Raw genomic sequence first — 21,664 nt, forward strand, 5'->3', positions numbered from 1 at the left:
GCCCAAAAAAAGATTGGTTTTATATTTGCAGTCCATGAGCAAAACGTTCGTGTCTTCGCTGTATTCTGCGGCACCTCAACTCGAGATGCTTCGGAACGCTATTGCCCAATCTCAAGAAAACACACGCCTAAGCGGACTGGTAGGCTCCTCTCTTTCGATCGTCCTGTCGGAAGCCTTCAAACAAACCGACGCGCCTTTTTTACTGGTCTTGAATGATAAAGAAGAAGCAGCGTATTATTTGAATGATCTGGAACACATGCTCAATGAGCAAGACGTACTGTTCTATCCCGGAAGCTATCGCCGGCCCTATCAGATTGAAGAAACCGACAATGCCAATGTGCTGCTTCGAAGTGAAGTGCTCAACCGAATTAATTCACGAAAAAAACCTGCCTTCATTGTTACCTATCCAGAAGCCCTGTTCGAGAAGGTTGTGACCCGCAAAGAACTGGAACGCCATACCTTGAAGATGAAGGTAGGCGAAGAAGTAACTGTCGATTTTGTGAATGAGGTATTATTTGAATACCAGTTTAAGCGAACCGATTTTGTGACCGAACCCGGAGAGTTCTCCGTACGCGGTGGGATCTTAGATGTGTTTAGCTTCAGCAATGATGAACCCTACCGCATCGAATTTTTTGGCGATGAAGTAGAAAGCATTCGCACCTTTGATGTGGAAACGCAACTATCCTTAGAACCGCTGAAGCGTATTTCCATCATGCCCAATGTGGAAAACAAACAGATGGAAGAAAAACGGGAGAGTTTTTTCAGCTATATCGCTTCCAAAACCACGGTTTTTGTCAAAAATGAAGAACTGTTAAGCAGCAGTATCGATCGCTTGTTTGAGAAAGCGACTACTGCTTTTAATGAATTGAAAGGCGAGGTGAAGCAAAGTGAGCCTTCTGAATTATTTTGTACTTCATCTGTATTAAGGGAACAATTGGCATCCTTTTGTACCATTCATTTGGAAACTCAGGCTTCAGAAAAGAGCATTGCGTTTCACACCCAACCGCAACCGGCATTCAACAAGCAATTTCAGCTGCTTATAGAGAACCTCAACGAAAAAGCCGAGGAAGGGTATACCAACTACATTTTTTGTAGTAGCGAATCGCAAGCCAAACGGTTCCACGATATTTTTGATGATGTAGAACAGCAAGTAACACAGTACGAAACAGTGGTATTTCCGTTGTACCGCGGGTTTGTGGATACCGATCAAAAATGGGTATGCTATACTGACCACCAGATCTTTGAACGCTACCATAAATTTCAGCTGAAGAATGGCTACGCCAAAAAGCAAGCGATTACTTTAAAGGAGCTCACCAATCTCGAAGTGGGCGATTACGTAACGCACATTGATCATGGGATTGGGAAGTTTGGCGGACTTCAAAAAATTGAGGTGGAAGGTAACATGCAGGAAGCGATCAAATTGATTTACGGAGAACGCGATATTTTATACCTCAGCATCCATTCCCTCCACAAAATTTCTAAGTACAACGGCAAAGATGGCGTCGCCCCCAAAATTTACAAATTGGGAAGTGCCGCTTGGAAAAAACTGAAGCAAAAGACCAAGAAGCGGGTGAAGGAGATCGCCTTCAACCTTATTGAATTATATGCCAAACGCCGACTCGAAAAAGGGTTTCAGTACAAACCCGATTCGTATTTACAGCACGAATTAGAGTCTTCTTTTATCTACGAAGACACCCCAGATCAAGTGACCGCTACCGAAGACGTAAAGCGCGACATGGAGGGAGAACAACCTATGGATCGCTTGGTTTGCGGAGATGTTGGCTTCGGAAAGACGGAAATCGCCATTCGCGCTGCCTTTAAAGCGGTTGACAACGGAAAGCAAGTCGCCGTGTTGGTGCCCACCACCATTTTGGCCTTTCAGCATTTCAAAACCTTCAGTGAGCGTCTGGCCGACATGCCGGTGACGGTAGATTATATGAATCGCTTCCGCAGTACGAAAGAACGAAAAAGCATTTTAGAAGGCTTGCAAAGTGGTGCGCTCGACATTGTGATTGGAACCCATCAACTAGTTGGCAAAAACGTTACATTCAAAGACCTTGGGTTATTGATCATTGACGAAGAACAAAAATTTGGCGTCGCAGTCAAAGACAAGCTGAAGACTATTAAAGAGAATGTCGATACTTTGACGCTCACAGCAACGCCTATTCCGCGTACGCTTCAGTTTAGTTTGATGGCAGCCCGGGATCTTTCCGTAATCACCACCCCTCCTCCTAATCGCTATCCGGTAGAAACTCAGGTGATCCGTTTTTCAGAAGAAACCATACGTGATGCTATTCAATATGAAATTTCGAGAGGCGGACAAGTATTCTTTGTGCACAACCGAATTGAGAACATCAAAGAAGTAGCCGGAATGATACAACGGCTGGTGCCGGACGCCAAGATTGGTATTGGTCATGGACAAATGGAAGGGAAAAAACTGGAGCAATTGATGCTGCGATTTATGAACAACGAGTTTGATGTGTTAGTGTCTACGACCATTATTGAAAGTGGACTCGATGTTCCCAACGCCAATACCATCTTTATTAATAACGCTAACAATTTCGGGTTGTCTGACTTGCACCAAATGCGCGGACGCGTGGGACGCAGCAATAAAAAGGCGTTTTGCTATTTTATCACACCGCCGTATTCTGCTATGACCGAAGAAGCTCGGAAGCGCATCACAGCACTCGAACAATTTTCAGAATTAGGAAGTGGCTTTAACATCGCCATGAAAGATTTGGAAATTCGCGGGGCAGGAGACCTTCTGGGAGGAGAGCAGAGCGGATTTATCAACGAAATTGGATTTGAAACCTATCAGAAAATTCTTGCGGAAGCTATCGATGAACTGAAAGAGAAAGAATTTAAGGACCTATACGAGGAAACGGATAAAAATTTCAAGAACCGATCTTTTATTAAAGAAGTCACTATTGACACCGACTTTGAATTGCTTTTCCCAGATGACTACGTTAATAACATTACCGAACGCTTAAACCTGTACACCAAGCTAAACGAATTAAAAAACGAGACCGAACTGCTAAAATTCAATGAAGAACTTCGGGATCGTTTCGGGGAACTTCCAAAGGAAGTGGAAGACTTATTGGACAGTTTGCGTATAAAATGGCTCGCCATCGAGATGGGATTGGAACGTGTGGTCATGAAAAAAGGGAAATTTATTGGCTATTTTATAAGCGATCAACAAAGCGACTTTTATCAGGGTCCTGCCTTCGGAAAACTGCTTCAGTATGTGCAACAAAACCCGCGCAAAGTACAGCTCAAAGAAAAACAGACACGCAACGGTTTGCGACTGCTGCTTCGGTTTGAGAATGCTAAAAATGTACCTTCCGTTTTAAAGCAACTTACTGAAATCATGTCTAAGTAGCGGTAATTGTACCTTTATCCCCAACTGCTGTATCACCCGCTTCAAAAGCTCCTTTTTCTGCTGAATTTGTATTGGCAACCGTGAGAATCTTCTTTATTTTTAAAGCTTTGGTACGGGGCGTTTCCTTCAGAAGCAAGAAACCCAAGCCGGAGAAACAATATCAACAAGAAGCCCGAAACCCACTGTCATTACTGAAATGTCGGGGAAATGTCGGGTCAATTTCAGTCTAAATAATTGTCAAAACGCATGAGCGGCCATAACATTGCATCAAATCATAGAAACAACGCCATGCAACAGCCAACCCTCGGACAGCGAATTTTAGCCCTGAGACAAGAAAAGGGCCTCACCCAGGAAGAATTGGTCGCACAATGTAACATTAGTGTGCGTACCATACAGCGAATTGAAGCCGGAGAAGTAACACCGCGATCCTATACCGTAAAGACTATTTTATCGGTCTTAGGAGAAGATTACGAAAGTTTTGCGGAGAGTAACATGGAAAGCGGTCTCAAAAAAGCCTTCTTCCTTAAGATCGATGACGACAAACACGCTACATTTCTCACCCGAAACTTGAAAATTGCCTGGATCTCGGGTATTGTATATCTTATCTTAGGTTTTGTTGAGCTTCCGGCGGATACCTCTAGAATACTTGGCGAGGGAGCCTTATTTCCAAACTTCGTGTACATCCTAATTAAAGTTTGTGTGTTGGCATCTATTATAGTGTTTCTACGAGGATTTATATTGACCGGAAATATCCTACAAAACTATCTTCTGAAGATTGTGGTTTTTATACTTCTGGCCTTCCACACAGCCTATTATGCGCTCGATATCGCCTCTCTTTATATTCCCGCTCTCACTCATGAAGCGATCCTTATGATAGAGTCCGTTTCAATCGGAATCGTTGGAATACTTATGGGCATCGCCGTGTTACGCCTGCATAAGATCTTAGGAACTACTGCTACCCTAACCGGAATTTTTGAAATACTCACCTACGCATGTTTCGCACTGGTTTTCACCGCGATAGCCGGGGCCGTTTTATTGATTCCGACACTCATATTAGAGATCATCTTGCTCTATAAAGTCGCCGACTTAGTGCAGCAAAAGATGCATTCCTAACCCATTATTCACAACCTTAAATTCGTTTATCATGAAACCATTTCCCTATGGCATTACACTGTATTGCCTAAGTTTGACCTTCCTTTTATTTCTAATTCCAAACACCTTTGCCTGTACGATCGTAAGTGCCATCGCTCACAATGGTGAAGTTTGGAACGCCAACAATGAAGACGGCCCATTTGGGGTAGCTAATTTTTTAAACGTATATCCAAAATCTCCTCAAAATGAGTACGGATATTACACACTTAGCTATTTTTCACCGCGCTTCGGACAAACAGGTAGCATTCAAGGGGGAACGAACGAAGCGGGATTAACATTCGATTTTAATGCCATTGATGCTGTTAATACTTCGGAAGTGAGTTCTAAAAAACCCTTTCCCAAAGGAGATAATGCGATCTTAGTACATCTGTTAGGAACGATGAGCTCTGTAGAGGAAGTGATTGCTTTTTTTGAAACCTACTGGTTCGAAAACGGATTTACCGGTGCACAAATGCACGTGGCCGATGCCCAGGGAAACTTTGCGATAATTAGTCCGTCCGGCATTGAAAAGGCAGCAACAGGGCAGCCATTAGTGTCTACGAATTTCGATCGCTGCGGAAAAGAGGACGGTAGTTCTTGTTGGAGGTATCCTATCGCACAATCCATGCTTGAGCAACAAGATGTTAGCTTTGAAGCCATGGAAGAAATCCTAAAGAAAACGGCTCAGAAAAATGGAGCCACCATGTATTCGAACATTCAAAATTTAACTACGGGACAGCTTTGGTTCTTTTCGAAGCATGACGAAGGGAATTTGGTAACGACTACCATGAAAGCGCTTTTAGAAAATGGACAACAATCCTACAGTTTTAGTGACCTGGACGCCATCCATGCGCCTCAAGAAACGACTCCATTTCAGGAACCTTCACCCGTTTCCTTGTCAAAAGAAGCACAGCAGAAATTTGAAGGAAGCTATAATAATTGGTACTTCGGAAGTATTACCGTCAAGCTTCAGGAGGCAGGGTTAACGGTACGATTTCCAGACGGTTTTGAAACGGTATTGACCCCCTATGAGGCCGATAGGTTTTTTATCCCGAATGAGGGCGTAACCCTAACATTTGGGAATGATGCCAGTCGCGACAAAAAAACACTGTCTCTTTCAGAAGACGGATTTTGGTCGTTTACTGCATGGCAGAAAGACCCGAACCACTAGTCTCAAAAATGATAAAACGCATCCTTATAGTGCGTAAGCTCTTCTTGTTGCTTGTTTTTGATGATCGCAATAATATCGAAGCGAACATTTACATCAAGCTGATTTGAGATCACGTACTCGTTCGCTGCCTTCACCAACAACTTAATTTTTGAGGCCGTGACAAATTCTTGTGGATTCCCGAAATACGCACTGTTTCGGGTTTTCACTTCAACAACAACCAGTGTTTGCTCCCTACGCGCTATGATATCAATCTCTGCTTTCTGAAACCTAAAATTGCGTTCAAGGACTTCGTAACCGTTTTGCTCAAAATAGGCCACCGCAAAAGCTTCGCCCCAACGTCCTAGTTCGTTGTGATATGCCAATTTTTATCTTATTTGTTGGAATATTTCCATTTTATTGGAGTATTTCCTTTTTATTGTTATATTTATCGACGAGTCAATGAAAAATACTTAAAAGCGTTATATTTCCAACATATTTAATTTAAATAATATGGAAAATCGAAAGTTGGAAATCTATTCCTTTTATCTGCATGAGAAAAGAAAAATAAACAATAAGATAGCTCCTGATGATATTTTTGGGAAAGATCTATTTGAAGAACTTCGAGACAAGCTTATAGGATATATTGATACATTTCCGCCATCTAGATTGGATGATAAGACATCAAGAGTAGCGAAAAATAAATCGGGAGATACTCTTTATTTTTACGATAGCCAGAAAAGATATATATATGGGAAATTAAGCATTGGAGATGACAATAAAAAAGAGCAACCAGTAGTGATGGCAGATAAAGACAAAGCAGAATTATACACAAAGCAAAAGGGTCACGCAGTGGAAAGACCTTTTTTCTTCATGATAATTTTACCGGAGAACCTGAATTCTGGTTTTATTATATTGGAAAGAGAAGGCAGACATGCGATTAAAACCGATTTCTCACGAATTCTAAAGGATTTTATTTTTAAAAATTTTGCTAACTTAAATGTAAGGTTCAAAAATTTCATAGAGCAGGATATAATTAAAGAATGGATGAGAACTGGAGAGGTTAAGGAAATCGTTTTTACAAGAAAACAGATTGATAATGATAAAGCAGAAAATTATCTAGGAACTCATCAAGTAGATGGCAAGTATGATTTGAGATTGAGCTTAATTCCTAAAGAACGTACCATGATACCTCAGTTCACGAGGCAAAAGTTAATAAGGCGAATTGAGAATTACTCAGGCTTTTTTGAATCTGATGAAGTGTCTGAACTTGGATTAGACGAAAAAACAGATATTAAGGTTATTTTGGATTATAACAATAATACTAGAACCATAGATTTGAGCGATACTGGAAAGGTTAGGCCCTATTATCACGTAACTGTTGCTATTGATGCTTTCGGATTTTCAGAATTAGATTCTATCAAAAACGAAGCTATCAATCTGATAAATTCATTTAATTTAGGAATACTATGATTCAATGAAACTCTACTCAAAATTAAATATAAGTGAAGTTTTCTCGAAACACTTGAAAACTTTTTATGGAAGAAAAAATCAAATTACTCCTAAAGACAAGTTTGAGTGGGTTGTTCTACCATTAATTATTTCAATTTTACTTGCACTTTGGCACGCACCTAGTCAAAATACGATTGATAATTTGGCCATATGTTTATCGATATTAATCGGACTATTGTTAAATCTTTTAGTATTAATATTATCAAGTGCTAATGATAAGAATCTCAAATTATCAGAAAAAAATAAGGATACGAGATTATATTTAATAGAAGAAACTTTCTCTAATATTTCATTTGCGATTATTTTGAATATTGCCGCTTTGTTATTATTGTTCATATTCAGTATAGAACCTAATCCAAAATTGATTAACTTAATCGATATCGAACTTTATGGAAAAATCTATGAAATTCTGGTGTTTATTAAGTCTTTTCTTATCTATTTTCTGAGCGTTGAAATTTTTCTTCATTTATTTATGATTCTAAAACGTATCAACGTGATTTTCTCAAATGACTTAAAAATGATGAGATAATTTATAAACTAAAATTCGACCGTGACCAAAGACGGTGTTACTGTGAGTGTTGCTTGTCGGCCCAATATTAAAGCGCGATTATCGTCTACGTGTCCGGCGGGTACATCAAAGATCACTGGAAAATCATACTCTTTCACTGTATCGAGCACAATTTCCTTGGCGGTCTTTCCGAAAGGAACTCGATTGTCGTGCATTTTGGTCATTCCTCCAACCAACAAGGCTTGAATTCCATCGAACATTCGATTTCGTTTTAGGTTTTGCATCATGCGATCGATGTGGTAGAGGTATTCGTCCAGATCTTCAATGAACAAGATCTTACCTTCGGTGTTTATGGCTGAATCACTTCCGCAGAGGGAATAGAGAATAGAAAGGTTTCCCCCAACTAGCTGCCCTACCGCCGAAGCATTTTGTGCACTCTTTGCGTCGGTATTCTCAAACTGCAAGCGATATGGGTCTCCAAACAATACGGTTTTTGCCGTTTGTCGACTGGCTTCGCTCTTATTCTCCATGTACTCTCCCATTTGAGCATGAAGCGTTTCTATTGCGAAATTATGCACATGAGAATGTAAGACCGTGGCATCGCTATATCCAATTATCCATTTTGGGTTTCTTCGGAAGGCTTCAAAGTTGATCCCATCGATGATACGAACTGTTCCATAGCCTCCTTTGGCACACCAAATAGCTTTGATCTCGTGTGTATCTAACATCTGCTGCAAATCCTTACGACGTAAGGTATCGCTTCCGGCGTATTGATGGTCTTCGGCATTGATTGTTTTCCCTAACACCGGCTGCAACCCCCAGGATTCCAACAAATCCAAAAACGGCACTAACCGGGCAGAGCTTATTTTTCGAGCGGTCGAGACGATACCCACGGCATCTCCTTTTTTTAAAAAGGGTGGAGTGATCATAGGAGAAAGAATTCGTTTGAAAATAATAGGCTCATAGTAAGCTTGAAAAAATTGCGTTTCGAATTATATCTTGTTACGTACATTGGGCTCAATAGCTGCGGTTCCTTTCGAGAAGGATACCCCAAGCGTGAAACATCCTGAAAATTATAGAACAAGATAAAAAGGATTCGGAAGCCGTGCTAGTTTTCTAACAGTTTCTTTGCAAAATACTACCTTTGCGCTTTACACCTTATCTATGAAGCAACCCAAACGATTTACGATTACCGCGGCCCTCCCGTACACCAATGGACCCGTTCATATCGGACATCTGGCAGGGGTATATGTGCCTGCCGATATTTTTGCACGATACCAACGAATGCAAGGCGCTGATGTCGCCTTCATCTGCGGAAGCGACGAACACGGCGTGGCCATCCCTATGCGCGCCAAGAAAGAAGGTGTGAGTCCGCAACAGATCATCGACAAATACCACGGAATCATTAAGCAATCGTTTGCCGACTTCGGGATCACCTTCGATAATTACTCCCGAACCTCAGCACCCATACATCACGAAACAGCTTCACAGTTTTTCACCACCTTGTACGACAAAGGCGACTTTGAAGAAAAGGTGACCGAACAATTATACGACGAAGAAGCCAAACAATTTTTAGCAGATCGGTTTGTCGTAGGTACCTGTCCGAAATGCGGGTACTACGAAAGCTATGGTGATCAATGTGAAAACTGCGGCACCTCTCATAACGCAACCGACCTCATCAACCCTAAAAGCACCTTGTCTGGAACTCCTCCGGTGCTGAAGGAAACCAAACATTGGTTTCTTCCCTTAGACCGCTACGAAGATTTTTTGAAAGAATGGATAATCAAGGGACATGAAACCGATTGGAAATCGAATGTGTACGGACAATGCAAAAGCTGGATTGATGACGGCCTTAGACCGCGTGCCGTAACCCGTGATCTTGATTGGGGCATTCCGGTACCGGTAACAGGGGCCGAAGGCAAAGTATTATACGTCTGGTTTGATGCGCCCATAGGATACATTTCTTCTACTAAAGAATGGGCTAATCGCACCGGCAAAGACTGGAAGCCGTATTGGAAGGATGAGAACACCACATTGCTTCACTTTATTGGGAAAGACAATATCGTCTTTCACTGTATCATCTTTCCAAGTATGCTGAAAGCGGAAGGCAGTTACATCTTGCCTGATAATGTTCCTGCGAACGAATTTCTCAATTTGGAAGGCGCTAAAATTTCTACGAGTAAAAACTGGGCCGTTTGGTTGCACGAATACCTTGAAGAATTTCCGAACCAACAAGATGTTCTGCGGTATGTGCTTACCGCCAACGCCCCTGAAACCAAGGATAACGATTTTACCTGGGCCGATTTTCAGGCGCGCAACAATAACGAATTGGTGGCGATCTTCGGAAACTTTATTAATCGAGTGACGGTATTAACGCATAAATATTATAACGGAACCGTTCCGAAGCCCTCTGATTTTACCGAAGTAGATATTCAAGCCCTCAAAGAAATGCGTGCCTATCCGGAAGTGATCGCCAGTTCGATAGAGCGCTATCGCTTTCGTGAAGCGCAAATGCGCTTGATGGATTTGGCCCGTCTCGGAAATAAATATTTAGCGGAAGAAGAACCCTGGAAGACCATCAAGGTAGATGGAGACCGAACCCAAACCATTATGTATGTAGCGCTTCAGATGAGTGCCGCGCTGGCCGTGTTAAGCGAACCCTTTTTACCATTTACTTCAGAAAAGCTGAAGCAACAATTACAATTAGACCAACAAAATGGCAATAAACTCACGTGGAACCAAGTTTCCGAAGATATTGCCCTACTGCCTGAAGGACATCCCATAGGAGACAATCAATTATTGTTTAGCAAGATTGAAGACGAACAGATCACCGCACAATTAGAGAAATTGCAATCCAGTAAAGAAGCAAATAAAATGACCTCTTCAAATGTTACCCCTCAAAAAGAAACCATTTCTTTTGACGATTTTACCCAATTAGACCTGCGGGTTGGCACCATTTTGGAAGCTGAAAAAATGCCGAAAACGAAAAAACTATTGGTTCTTAAGGTAGATACCGGTATCGATGTTCGCACCATTGTTTCGGGTATCGCGGAAAGTTTTGCTCCTGAAGATATAATCGGAAAACAAGTCACGGTTTTAGTCAATCTCGCGCCACGTAAATTGCGGGGTGTTGAGAGTCAAGGGATGATCTTGATGACAGAAACGGAAGAAGGACACCTGGTGTTCGTGAATCCCGACCAAAAAGATCTTTTTAACGGGGCAACCATTAATTAATATGCAGTACCGAGTATTCAGTATCCTTCTGTGGTGCGTTCTTGTAACGACCTATGCGCAGGAAGAAATAAGTCGATTCGATCACTACAATCCCAATAACTGGCCCGTCAATTCGGGCTTTTCGATGACCCATCCCGAGAAGGATGAGTTTATGGTGTACCTCACCGACGACCGGTACATGCACCTTTATTTTCTGGACAGTTTACAGCGTGTCTTCCGAAAAATTCAGGTAGAAAAAACGCGTCGCGCATACGATGAACCGATTGGAAAACTAGTTTCAAAAGAAGGATACACCTTTTATTTTCACGATAGAAAAGAAAAACGTGTGGCCAGTCTGACATTCGATCCAAAAGTGGGACAAATTACACGCTATGGCGAATATGAAGTACCGCTGAAACTGGCTGAGATCATTACCAGCTTTCCGTATAACGACCATATGATGATGTTGGTCTTGCAAAAAAAAGAAGGGGTGCTCGCCTTGTATGAATTGGGCGATGCCGTGGTTCGCTCTACCCTCATCAACCCAGAAGCATTGGGCATTGTGGATGCGGCGGGAAAAGCCTTATCCTTACGCCGGGAATTACGGGAAAACGCTATCGAAGCCGTCGCCATTCAGGAGCGAAAATTGTCGCCGGGAGTGCGGAAAAACACAGAACGTTTTAAGATTTTTCGGTTCGACGATCAATTGCAATGGCTTATTGACATTTCTCCAGAACAGTCTCAATTGGTTACTGTCTCTTTGGAAACCTTTAAAATCAGTACCGTCTCCTATCCCAAGCCAAAGCTTGCAAACGAAAAGCAGTTGGCAAGTCAGTCGACCTTATATAAAAATCTACTAGGCCAGGCGTTCTTCGGAAAGAATAAGGTGGCGATCAAGGTGATTGACCTTGAAACCGAGACCGTTCTAGAAGCCTCTGAATGGGATGAATTTGAGGCAGAAAAATTTGATAGCTATACGAAGAAGGGAGTCGCTATGAAATATCCCGCACTTATGAAACGGGTTTGGTTTGAGAGAATAGCCGATCACCCGCAAGCCATTGCATTTAAAGACACTCCCAATGGAATCGTATTAGAAGTGGGGAGCTGGAAAAAACCGCAAGACACCCATGTAGACCCCATGCTTCAAACGCTATACCTCTTTGGAGCCGTAGGCGGACTCATCGCGATGAGTATTAACAATCATACCAATCCCGGACTTATAAATTTGGGAACTCACTTCGCCGGGACCTCATATGTTCTCGAAGTGCCCATTGAATGGGAAGGTCACGAAACCAAAGAATTTGATCCTTCGTCTGTTCTCTATAAAATTACAGACATACTCGATGAGGTAAAGGGAACCCAATTACTTTCCCTTGAAGAACGACCGGAAGGATACCTTCTCGGTATTTGGGATCCCGAAGTGGAAGTGATCTCACTTCGCTTCATCTCTTTCGATTAAGCAGAATTTCTACTCGCATTAATATTTCCGAAGAGGGAGCGCGTAACTATTTTTTCGAAGACCGCCAGTTCTTCAGGATCGGGTGTTCCTTCACGTTCTAATTGCTGAATATGTCGCAGGGCAAATTGCTGAATAGTCAATAACGGCAATACGATCGATTCGCGTACCTGAATGGACGCTTTTCCCGCTGGCTCATGTTGCATCAATGCTTCGTAGCCTGTTAATTTCAGCAACAGTCGTTTCGTCATTTGGTATTCATCGTGAATGATATTCCAAAACGCGCCAAATTCGGGATCGTCTGCCATGTACTTGGTAAGATCGAAAAATGATTTTGACAGCGACATCATGCTGTTTCCGATCAACGTTTTGAAAAAGCTGGAATGGGTATAAAGCTGTTGTACTTTCTCAAAAGTAGCTGTTTCCTCATAGTGTTTCAGAGCGCTTCCGACCCCAAAAAATCCAGGAACATTTTGTTTCAACTGACTCCAAGAACCCACAAAAGGAATGGCCCGCAAATCACTAAACACCAATTCGTTGGATTGACCGCGCTTGGAAGGCCGACTTCCAATATTGGTCTTCGCATAGTATTTCAAGGTGCTCATCCGTTCCAAATACGGTAGGAACATGGGGTGGCTTTTAAAATCTGAATACACCTGATAGCTTCGTTCTGCCAGATCGTTCATAGTCTCCCGGTCGGCTGCTGTCATACTCGTTGACGTATCGGTGAGATAATTTTGAATCCCCGAACTGATCAATTGTTCCATATTGTATTGGGAAGAATCCAGCGTTCCGAAGTTAGAGCTTATCGTCTGACCTTGTATGGTGAGTTGTACCGCCTTAGCTTCGATATTTGGTCCCAAACTGGCATAAAATTGATGGGTATTTCCTCCTCCGCGCGCCGGAGGCCCACCCCGACCATCAAAGAAAATAACAACGATACCATACTTTTTGGAAACGCTTGTTAATGCCTCCTTCGCTTTGAAAATAGCCCAGTTGGCCATAAGGTAACCTCCATCTTTGGTGCCGTCACTAAAGCCCAGCATGATCGTTTGTTGGTCACCTCGAGAACGAACGTGATCTCGATAGACAGCGTTAGAATACAATTGCTCCATCACCTCGGGAGCGTTTTCTAGGTCATTTATAGTTTCAAAAAGCGGCACCAGATCTACGGTGAGATCTTCTTGGAAAGCACTCAGTTTGAGCATGGCGTACAATTGCATGACATTGAGCGCCGTTTGATTATTGCTAATGATATATCGATTCCCTCCCTTTTCGCCATTCTCCTGCTGAATTTTCTTTAGGATCTGAATGGTTTTAATAGTATTGGCCACATGGGTATCTTCAAACTGTTCCGGAGAAAGGGATCCTTCAATCTTTGATAGAAGTGCTACTTGAGCTGCTTCGGAACGCTCATGGTAGTCGGCTGGAAGGTTAGAACCTCCTTCTTGCAGCAATTGGTCGACCATGGCGGTAAAAACTTTGTGATGAACCCTACTATCCTGGCGAATATCTAAGGTGGCAAAGTGGAAACCGAACAATTGTACTTTGTTAATAAAACTGTTTATTTCTGAAAGGAAAAGCGATTGATGATCCTGAATGATCAAGGTTTTGATCGTTTCCAGTTCTTTTTTAAAGCCTTCTAAACTGAAGGTTTCATCGAACGCATCTTCAAAAACAGCGGCGTAGAGAAGTTTTTCCAACCGTTGTAGGCGGTCTTCAATCCCTCTGAAGGTAAGTCGGCGACGCAGTTTACGTATGTCGCGATAGTAATTTTTGAGGATGGTTTGTCGCAAGCGGCGAGACACCTTCAGCGTAATTTCAGGCGTCACAAAAGGATTTCCGTCGCGGTCCCCTCCGGGCCAAAACCCAATTTCGACAATCTGGTTTGGCAGTGGTTCTTCTTCAAAAATGTTTTGTTGAATATAATCGAAAATCTTTCCGAAGGATTTGTAATACACATTCTCCAGAAACCAAATAAGACTCACGGCCTCGTCATAAGGTGTGGGCTTTTCGTGCTTGAAGAAGGGTGTTTTCCCTAGCTGACCCATCAGCAGATTAATATTGGTAAGATCATTCTTTTTAATGGCCTTGGCCAGGTCGGTGATAATGGCCAAGACATTTCCGGGATAGAATTGGGTGGGATGCGCGGTAAGGACCATGCGTACCTGAAATTCGGATAGCAATTTCCGAAGCAAGGGCATTTTGTTCTCGGAACTGGCCTTTTCCTTGAGGCTGCGAAGGGTTCCAATTCCATCCATATTATTGACCACCGGGAAGGCGGCGTCTTCAATAGCATCAAAGAGTACTACTTGGCGTTCGATATACTGAATAAATCGAAAGAGCAAATTGATCTGTCGTTTGGTATCGCGATGTGATTGATATTTTTCAAAAAACTCTTCTACGATCGTTGTGGCGTCTTTTCCTTCGGCATACCCATTGACACAGGTTTCGTGGAAGAGCGGCAAAAGCGCCCCTGTTTTTGAGATCGCGTCAAAGGGCAGCGTCATAAAGATGCTGTTGTAAATATTGTAACGGGAAAGAACGCTTTGATTGAACCGGGTGAGTTTAGGAGGTACTGCCATGATGCTTAATTGAACACACTAAGGTACAAAAGCTTTGAGCAAAGTGTTCGTGATCCCTGTAATTTATCATAATTTTAAAGCCCTCGAAACATCGCTTTGCTGAAAATCGCCTATCATCCCATCTTCAAACATAATCTGCCCTTAGGGCATCGCTTTCCGATGAGTAAATACGAGCTCTTGCATCAACAATTGTTGTATGAAGGCACCTGTGAAGAAACCAATTTTTTCACTCCGGGGGCACCCGACGAAACAGCCGTGTTGGCAGTTCACACCAAGGAATATGTGCGATCGTTAAAGGAACTGACCCTGGAGCGACGAGCGGCACGTAAGATCGGCTTTCCGCTAAGCGAAAAACTCGTTTCTCGGGAATTTATTATTACTCAGGGAACGGTAGAAGGTTGTAGCTATGCGCTAGATCACGGTATCGCCATGAACATTGCAGGTGGAACCCATCATGCCTATCCCGACCGGGGGGAGGCTTTTTGCTTATTTAACGATCAGGCGATAGGAGCGCGCTGGTTGCTCTCACATACGGCGGTAAAAAAAATAGCGATCATCGACTTGGATGTGCATCAGGGGAATGGAACCGCAGTGATTTTTCAAAAGGAACCAGCTGTATTCACTTTTTCGATGCATGGACAGAGCAACTATCCCTTCCGAAAGGAAGTCAGTGATTGGGATATTCCACTTCCCAACGGAACTAAGGACGAGGAGTATTTAGACACACTTAAGCGAGCGCTTCCGAAGCTTATAGACCGGGTGAAACCCGACTTTATCTTCTACTTAAGTGGCGTCGATATTTTGGAAACCGACAAATTAGGGAAATTGAGTTGTACCCTGCACGGTTGCAAAGCGCGGGATCAATTGGTGTTTGAAGCGGTTCAAAAATTGGGCATCCCCACGCAAGTAAGCATGGGTGGCGGCTATTCTCCGGAGATCAAAACGATTATTGAAGCCCACGCAAATACGTATCGCACCGTAAAGGGACTTTATTTTTAATTAAATCAAAGAACCCCTTAATCAATTTCTAGGGGTTCTTTGCAAAATTTTGGATATCGTTTATTTGCCAAGCAATAAAAGCTCGCTGCACACTACTTCAGTCGTATAGCGCTTTACGCCATCTTTATCATCATACGAGCGGTGGGTGAGTTTACCTTCTATGGCAATTTCTTTGCCCTTGGTGACATACGATTCAACAATATCGGCCGTTTTTCCCCACGCCACGACATTATGCCATTGGGTGTCGGTTACGCGCTCGCCTTGTTGATTTTTGTACGATTCATTCGTCGCTAGCGAGAATTTTGCTAATTTCTTTCCAGAATCAAGCGTGATGATTTCTGGATCATTTCCTAAGTTACCAATCAACTGTACTTTGTTTCTAAGTGCGTTCATAATCATTTAATTTTAAGGTTTAACAATTGATACTATCGATTTCAATTATCGACAGGGCAAAGATGCGGCGGTGTTTTCGGTCGAGTCGGTAGTCATCTATTTACTTCCGTTTGTAAACGTTTATATTTATTTTTATTTCTGAATATCAAGTATTTACAAAATTATCAGCAATTTGAATTTTTTTGTTAATTTTAATTTTTATAGCGAAAACATGAAGTATTTATTAGAAACTGAGCGACTTCTTCTACGGGAATTTAATGTTATGGATGCCGATGCTATGTACCTATTGAATGCCGATCCGGAAGTGGTTAAATACACCGGAGATCCACCGTTTGAGTCACCGGAAGTAGCGAAGGAGTTCTTGGCTTCCTATTCCGATTATCAACAACATGGGTTTGGTCGTTGGGCGGTTATTGATAAGGAAACTGACCAGTTTATTGGTTGGTGCGGTTTAAAAAAACACGAAGACGGCATGGTAGATGTCGGTTTTCGATTTTATCAGGAACAATGGGGAAAGGGTTATGCTACGGAAAGCGCTAAAGAAGTATTACAATACGGCTTCACAGCACTGCAACTAGACGAAATCGTAGGTCGCGCCGCGCAAGAAAACATAGCGTCCATTCGAGTCCTTGAAAAATTAGGATTTAGCTATTGGAAAAAAGCGCCCTGTCATGGCATACCAGACGCGCACTACTATAAATTAACGCGCCCTAATTAAAGTAAGGTGTTCGTATTTGCATTCGACTGGTAGGCGCCGGGCGACACCTTTTTCTTACGTTTGAACACTCGATTAAAGTACGATCTACTTTCAAAGCCGCAGGCCACATACACTTCTTTGATCTTTTTGGAAGGATCTTTCAATAAGCTACTCGCTAGTTTTATTCGCTCCTCATTAATAAAGTCAATGGGCGAGAGTCCGAGCTCATTTTTGAAAACCCGATGAAAATGGGACTCGCTCATATAGGCCTTCTTACTCAAGTCTTCAATAGTAATATTTTGATGGAGGTTTTCCCGAATATACTGAACCACAAAGGCTAACCGATGGGTATTCTGTAACTGAAGCGCGTTGTCGCTGTAGATCTTCTTCGTATTGGTCTGTAAAATTCTGACGATAAGTTCCTGCAACATATTGTTCACGAACAGATCTTTATTAGGGTGATTTTCGGTAAATAAAAACAACAACCTTCGCAAAATTTGATAGATCCCTTCGTCATTGGTAAAATGAAAATTGTAATCGATCATGTTCCATTCTCCTGAGTCATCGCTACGCACCAGCTTTTCGTTCATTGTAGTAATGACGTCCGAAATTTTTTCTTCGGAAATAGCCATTGCCAGACAGCGTGTGGGATCATTTCGCTGTGCTTCCGGAAAATCGATACACATTAATTCATCACTGGGAAGGATCAACGACTCGCCTGGTAGGAAATTAAAGGAGTTGTGATCTCGTAGATGCATGACCTTCTTTCCCTCTAACATACTCGCCAAGACGGGTTGATCAAACTGAAGTAATACCTTTTCTGCTTGCTCATGGGTTTCAAAAACGTGCATCGCTGCGTGATTCAGCGTGTACGACGTTTGATTCTCAACCAATTGTTGTAGCGTCCGATTCTGAAAAAAAGAAGGAGATAATTCCATTTATCAATTACTTCACAATACAAGATACATAAAATAAGACCTCAAATCTTGTAGAAACACCACAAATATGGTCGAAAATATATCATTTTCATAGCTGGTGGTAGGATCGTTCAGCAAATTGATAGAATGCGTCATACCTTCCTGAAAATGGGTCGCTACCTTTGAGAAGGTCGCTTCTAAGAATTTCTTTTATTCCGAAGACCACCATTCGACATTAATTTTAAAACCCACGATTATGAGTACCGCACAAACCACTTCAAAACCAAAAATTGCTGCCCCTAAGTTCAAATCGCAATACGACAATTTTATCGGCGGAAAATGGACGCCTCCCGTGAAGGGAGAATACTTCGAAAACGTCTCGCCTGTAGACGGAAACAGTTTTACCAAAGTCGCGCGATCTACTGCCGAAGACATCGACAAAGCTATTGATGCCGCTTGGGAGGCGGCCCCTCAATGGAATAGCTCTTCGGCCACAGAACGCAGCAATATGCTATTAAAGATCGCTTCCATCATGGAAGACAATCTAGAAGCCTTAGCCAGAGCCGAAACCTGGGATAACGGTAAGGCGCTTCGGGAAACCATGGCAGCCGACCTTCCTTTGGCGGTCGATCATTTTCGCTATTTCGCCGGCGTCATTCGCGCAGAAGAGGGCAGTGTGAGCGAACTTGACGCCAACACCGTATCCTTAAACGTACCAGAGCCGCTAGGTGTTGTTGGTCAAATTATTCCGTGGAATTTTCCAATCCTCATGGCTACCTGGAAAATGGCACCGGCACTAGCGGCTGGAAACTGTGTCGTATTAAAGCCTGCCGAACAGACTCCTGTAGGCATTATGATTCTCATGGAGCTGATACAAGATGTCCTTCCTGCCGGTGTGTTGAACATCGTCAACGGATTTGGCCCGGAAGCTGGGAAACCGCTGGCTTCTAGTCCGCGTATCAACAAGGTGGCCTTTACCGGAGAAACCACAACCGGACAATTAATCATGCAATATGCTTCCAAGAACATCACGCCTGTTACGTTGGAATTAGGTGGAAAATCGCCCAACGTGTTTTTTGAAAGCGTGATGGATGCCGATGACGACTTCTTTGATAAAGCTATTGAAGGCGCTGTCATGTTCGCCCTAAACCAAGGAGAAGTGTGTACCTGTCCGTCTCGTATGCTGGTTCAGGAGAGTATTTATGAAAAATTCATGGAGCGCGTCGTAGAACGTACCAACGCTATTAAACTAGGTCATCCGTTGGATTCTGAAACCATGATGGGAGCCCAAGCTTCTAACGATCAATATGAAAAGATCCTCAATTACATTGAAATCGGGAAAGACGAAGGTTGTGAGGTTCTAGCCGGAGGAGAAGCCGCCTATAATGAAGGCCTCGAAGGTGGGTATTATATCAAACCCACAATTCTGAAAGGAAATAACAAAATGCGCGTGTTTCAGGAGGAAATATTCGGACCCGTAGTTTGTGTTACCACCTTTAAGGACGAAGCGGAAGCCATTGAGATTGCTAACGACACCCTATACGGATTGGGTGCCGGAGTGTGGACTCGCGACACGCATCAGGCCTATCAAATCTCTAGAGCGATAAAAGCTGGACGTGTTTGGGTAAACTGCTATCACAACTACCCTGCTCATGCTCCATTTGGAGGGTATAAAAAATCGGGGATTGGTCGGGAAAACCATAAAATGATGCTAGACCACTATCGTCAAACCAAGAATATGTTGATTTCGTATGATAAGAAAGCACTAGGATTCTTTTAGAATGGAAACCGTTCCGAGAGTTACCATATCAAACGAAGCGAAGAAAGTTGTAGATGATCTTCGAGAGCGACACGGAGCTTTGATGTTCCATCAGAGTGGCGGCTGTTGTGATGGGTCTTCTCCCATGTGTTTCGAGAAAGGGGAGTTCATGCTGAATGAAAACGATGTTTGGTTAGGAACCGTATACGACTGTGATTTTTATATGTCGAAAGATCAATTTGAATACTGGCAACATACACAACTCACCTTGGATATGACCCCCGGAAGAGGTGCCAGCTTTTCTTTGGAAATCCCTATGGGAGTACGGTTTGTCATCAAGTCGCGCATGTATTCGGAAACGGAAAGAGACCATTTGCAACCCATCCGCTACGGACCCTAATATTTTAAAAATAGCTATGTACTTTGAAGACCCGTCGAAAAACGACGGGTTTTTTTATGAGAAGATATAAGGTACTAGGTAATAAGCAATCGTGATCAGAATCCCTATGGCGATGATATTCAGAAAAACACCAATACGCGCCATTTCATGAACTTTAATATGACCACTCGCAAAAACAATGGCATTCGGTGGTGTCGCCATGGGAAGCATGAATGCACAGCTCGAAGCAAGGGTTACGGGAATAACCATTTCCAGAATGGGCACGTCTAATCCTATAGCAATACCTACCACCAAAGGAACTAAAATGGTGACTAGGGCCACGTTGCTCATTAATTCAGTCATAAAAAGCATGAGCCCAATGAGCACCGCGGTAATTACCCAAACACTCCAGTGGGTTTTGGTTTCAATAAACGTTCCTATAGCGTCAATCATGCCGGCTTCAGTAAGGCCTGAGGCCAGGGCGAGCCCGCCTCCAAACAATACCAAGATCCCCCACGGAAGTCTGGAGGTATCGTCCCAGTCTAATGGAAACTTTCGATTATTCCATTCATAAGGAACCACGAACATGGCAATAGCAGCGACCATACTTATGGTGGTATCAGTTAGGTTTAACGAGGGGAACCATTGATTCAACGGACCACGAAGCATCCAGGCGATGGCGGTTAGTATGAAAATGGTGAGTACGGTTTTTTCTCCTCTGGACATGGGGCCTAGTTTATCCAGTTCGGTTTGAATAACATCACCGGACGCTTTCAGGTTTCCCAAACCGTTTGGATAAAACACCTTAACAAGCATCAAGTACGTAATTACAAGTAACAACGCAGATAGGGGAACGCCCAGTTTCATCCACTGAAAAAAGCCGATATCAATTTGGTATTGTTCGTTCAGAAAAGCCAACATTACGCTATTAGGCGGTGTTCCGATAAGGGTGCTCATGCCGCCTATATTTGCGGCAAAGGCAATCCCCAACATGATCGTTAGGGCAAAATTTTGATCGTTTTTGGTAAAACCATCAGCATCGTTCATGAGCAGTGCGATGACCGAAACCGCAATGGGTAACATCACCACGGTACTTGCCGTATTGCTAATCCACATACTCATCAAGGCCGTTGCCAGCATAAACCCGAGCACGATTCCGTTGGCCCGTGTACCCGTTAATTTTAGTATTGAGAGTGCGATTCGCTTATGCAATTGTACCTTTTCTAGCGCAAGCGCAATCACAAAACCTCCGAAAAATAAATACACAATAGGATTTGCATAATTCTCGGTAACGCTTCCTATATCCATAACTCCAAATAAGGGAAATAGCGCCATTGGCAATAAGGCGGTCACCGGAATGGCGACGGCTTCACTAATCCACCAAATGATCATCCAAACGGCAACCGCTATTACAGCATCCATTTGTGGGCTAAAAAGTGTGCCGGGGTAGGCTAGGATCGCAAAACACAGGATAGGACCTAATAGAAACGACATCCATTTCGCCTTGTGCATGGTTGGTTCTTTTAAAATGATGCGGAAAGATAAAAAAACCTCCCCACATCGTTGAGAGCTCATGTAAGGAACTAATA

Annotated in this window: 17 protein-coding genes; 11 read left to right on the top strand and 6 right to left on the bottom strand. The window is 42.9% G+C overall.

The window, feature by feature from the left end:
- The first annotated feature begins 34 nt into the window (after positions 1-34).
- The 3 genes from mfd to PO830_RS06810 all read left to right on the top strand — a co-directional run bounded on the left by mfd (position 35) and on the right by PO830_RS06810 (position 5,681).
- Positions 35-3,379, top strand: coding sequence for a transcription-repair coupling factor (mfd, locus tag PO830_RS06800; RefSeq protein ID WP_272852785.1), 3,345 nt, complete (start codon positions 35-37; stop codon positions 3,377-3,379).
- 288 nt (positions 3,380-3,667) lie between these two features.
- Positions 3,668-4,492 (top strand): helix-turn-helix domain-containing protein, encoded by an 825-nt coding sequence (locus tag PO830_RS06805; protein ID WP_272852786.1) that lies wholly within the window; start codon positions 3,668-3,670, stop codon positions 4,490-4,492.
- Positions 4,493-4,523: 31 nt separating this feature from the next.
- Positions 4,524-5,681 carry a carcinine hydrolase/isopenicillin-N N-acyltransferase family protein gene (locus PO830_RS06810; protein ID WP_272852787.1) on the top strand — a complete coding sequence of 386 codons (1,158 nt, stop codon included), beginning with the start codon at positions 4,524-4,526 and terminating at the stop codon, positions 5,679-5,681.
- Between the two features lie 2 nt (positions 5,682-5,683).
- Here PO830_RS06810 and PO830_RS06815 read toward each other — a convergent pair whose 3' ends face one another.
- A complete protein-coding gene (locus PO830_RS06815; RefSeq protein ID WP_272852788.1) occupies positions 5,684-6,043 on the bottom strand; it encodes a YraN family protein in 360 nt (119 codons plus the stop codon).
- Positions 6,044-6,170: 127 nt separating this feature from the next.
- On the opposite strand from PO830_RS06815, the gene PO830_RS06820 reads away from it, so the two are divergent.
- A complete protein-coding gene (locus PO830_RS06820) occupies positions 6,171-7,130 on the top strand; it encodes a hypothetical protein (protein WP_272852789.1) in 960 nt (319 codons plus the stop codon).
- A gap of 4 nt (positions 7,131-7,134) precedes the next feature.
- On the top strand, positions 7,135-7,698 hold the full coding sequence (locus PO830_RS06825) for a hypothetical protein (protein WP_272852790.1): 564 nt from the start codon (positions 7,135-7,137) through the stop codon (positions 7,696-7,698).
- An 8-nt stretch (positions 7,699-7,706) separates the two neighbouring features.
- Here the strand turns inward: PO830_RS06825 and PO830_RS06830 are convergent, their stop codons facing one another.
- On the bottom strand, positions 7,707-8,606 hold the full coding sequence (locus tag PO830_RS06830; protein WP_272852791.1) for a S66 peptidase family protein: 900 nt from the start codon (positions 8,604-8,606) through the stop codon (positions 7,707-7,709).
- A gap of 235 nt (positions 8,607-8,841) precedes the next feature.
- Between PO830_RS06830 and metG the strand changes: the two genes are divergently transcribed.
- Together metG and PO830_RS06840 are read left to right on the top strand one after the other, a co-directional pair.
- Positions 8,842-10,911, top strand: coding sequence for a methionine--tRNA ligase (metG, locus tag PO830_RS06835; RefSeq protein ID WP_272852792.1), 2,070 nt, complete (start codon positions 8,842-8,844; stop codon positions 10,909-10,911).
- 1 nt (position 10,912) lies between these two features.
- A complete protein-coding gene (locus PO830_RS06840; RefSeq protein ID WP_272852793.1) occupies positions 10,913-12,349 on the top strand; it encodes a hypothetical protein in 1,437 nt (478 codons plus the stop codon).
- On the opposite strand, the gene PO830_RS06845 is transcribed toward PO830_RS06840, so the two are convergent.
- Positions 12,346-14,931, bottom strand: coding sequence for a phosphoenolpyruvate carboxylase (locus PO830_RS06845; RefSeq protein WP_272852794.1), 2,586 nt, complete (start codon positions 14,929-14,931; stop codon positions 12,346-12,348). The two genes, PO830_RS06840 and PO830_RS06845, sit on opposite strands and share 4 nt — an antisense overlap.
- A 96-nt stretch (positions 14,932-15,027) precedes the next feature.
- Here PO830_RS06845 and PO830_RS06850 point away from each other — a divergent pair, with 96 nt between their 5' ends.
- Entirely contained in the window at positions 15,028-15,930 is a 903-nt protein-coding gene (locus PO830_RS06850) for a histone deacetylase family protein (RefSeq protein ID WP_272852795.1), read from the top strand.
- A gap of 60 nt (positions 15,931-15,990) precedes the next feature.
- Here the strand turns inward: PO830_RS06850 and PO830_RS06855 are convergent, their stop codons facing one another.
- Complete coding sequence (locus tag PO830_RS06855) at positions 15,991-16,323, bottom strand: single-stranded DNA-binding protein (RefSeq protein WP_272852796.1); 333 nt, start codon at positions 16,321-16,323, stop codon at positions 15,991-15,993.
- A gap of 211 nt (positions 16,324-16,534) precedes the next feature.
- On the opposite strand from PO830_RS06855, the gene PO830_RS06860 reads away from it, so the two are divergent.
- Positions 16,535-17,041 carry a GNAT family N-acetyltransferase gene (locus PO830_RS06860; RefSeq protein ID WP_272852797.1) on the top strand — a complete coding sequence of 169 codons (507 nt, stop codon included), beginning with the start codon at positions 16,535-16,537 and terminating at the stop codon, positions 17,039-17,041.
- Here the strand turns inward: PO830_RS06860 and PO830_RS06865 are convergent.
- Complete coding sequence (locus PO830_RS06865; protein ID WP_272852798.1) at positions 17,038-17,958, bottom strand: AraC family transcriptional regulator; 921 nt, start codon at positions 17,956-17,958, stop codon at positions 17,038-17,040. The genes PO830_RS06860 and PO830_RS06865 overlap by 4 nt on opposite strands.
- Before the next feature lie 235 nt (positions 17,959-18,193).
- Here PO830_RS06865 and exaC point away from each other — a divergent pair, with 235 nt between their 5' ends.
- Both exaC and PO830_RS06875 read left to right on the top strand, forming a co-directional pair.
- On the top strand, positions 18,194-19,717 hold the full coding sequence (gene exaC / locus PO830_RS06870; protein WP_272852799.1) for an acetaldehyde dehydrogenase ExaC: 1,524 nt from the start codon (positions 18,194-18,196) through the stop codon (positions 19,715-19,717).
- 1 nt (position 19,718) lies between these two features.
- The gene (locus PO830_RS06875) at positions 19,719-20,096 is read left to right on the top strand and encodes a DUF779 domain-containing protein (protein WP_272852800.1); all 378 of its coding nucleotides are present in this window, start codon (positions 19,719-19,721) and stop codon (positions 20,094-20,096) included.
- 54 nt (positions 20,097-20,150) lie between these two features.
- Here PO830_RS06875 and PO830_RS06880 read toward each other — a convergent pair whose 3' ends face one another.
- Positions 20,151-21,587 (bottom strand): SLC13 family permease, encoded by a 1,437-nt coding sequence (locus tag PO830_RS06880; RefSeq protein WP_272852801.1) that lies wholly within the window; start codon positions 21,585-21,587, stop codon positions 20,151-20,153.
- Positions 21,588-21,664 lie beyond the last annotated feature (77 nt).

It is taken from the genome of Altibacter sp. HG106, from assembly GCF_028561755.1.
GTDB lineage: Bacteria > Bacteroidota > Bacteroidia > Flavobacteriales > Flavobacteriaceae > DFVG01.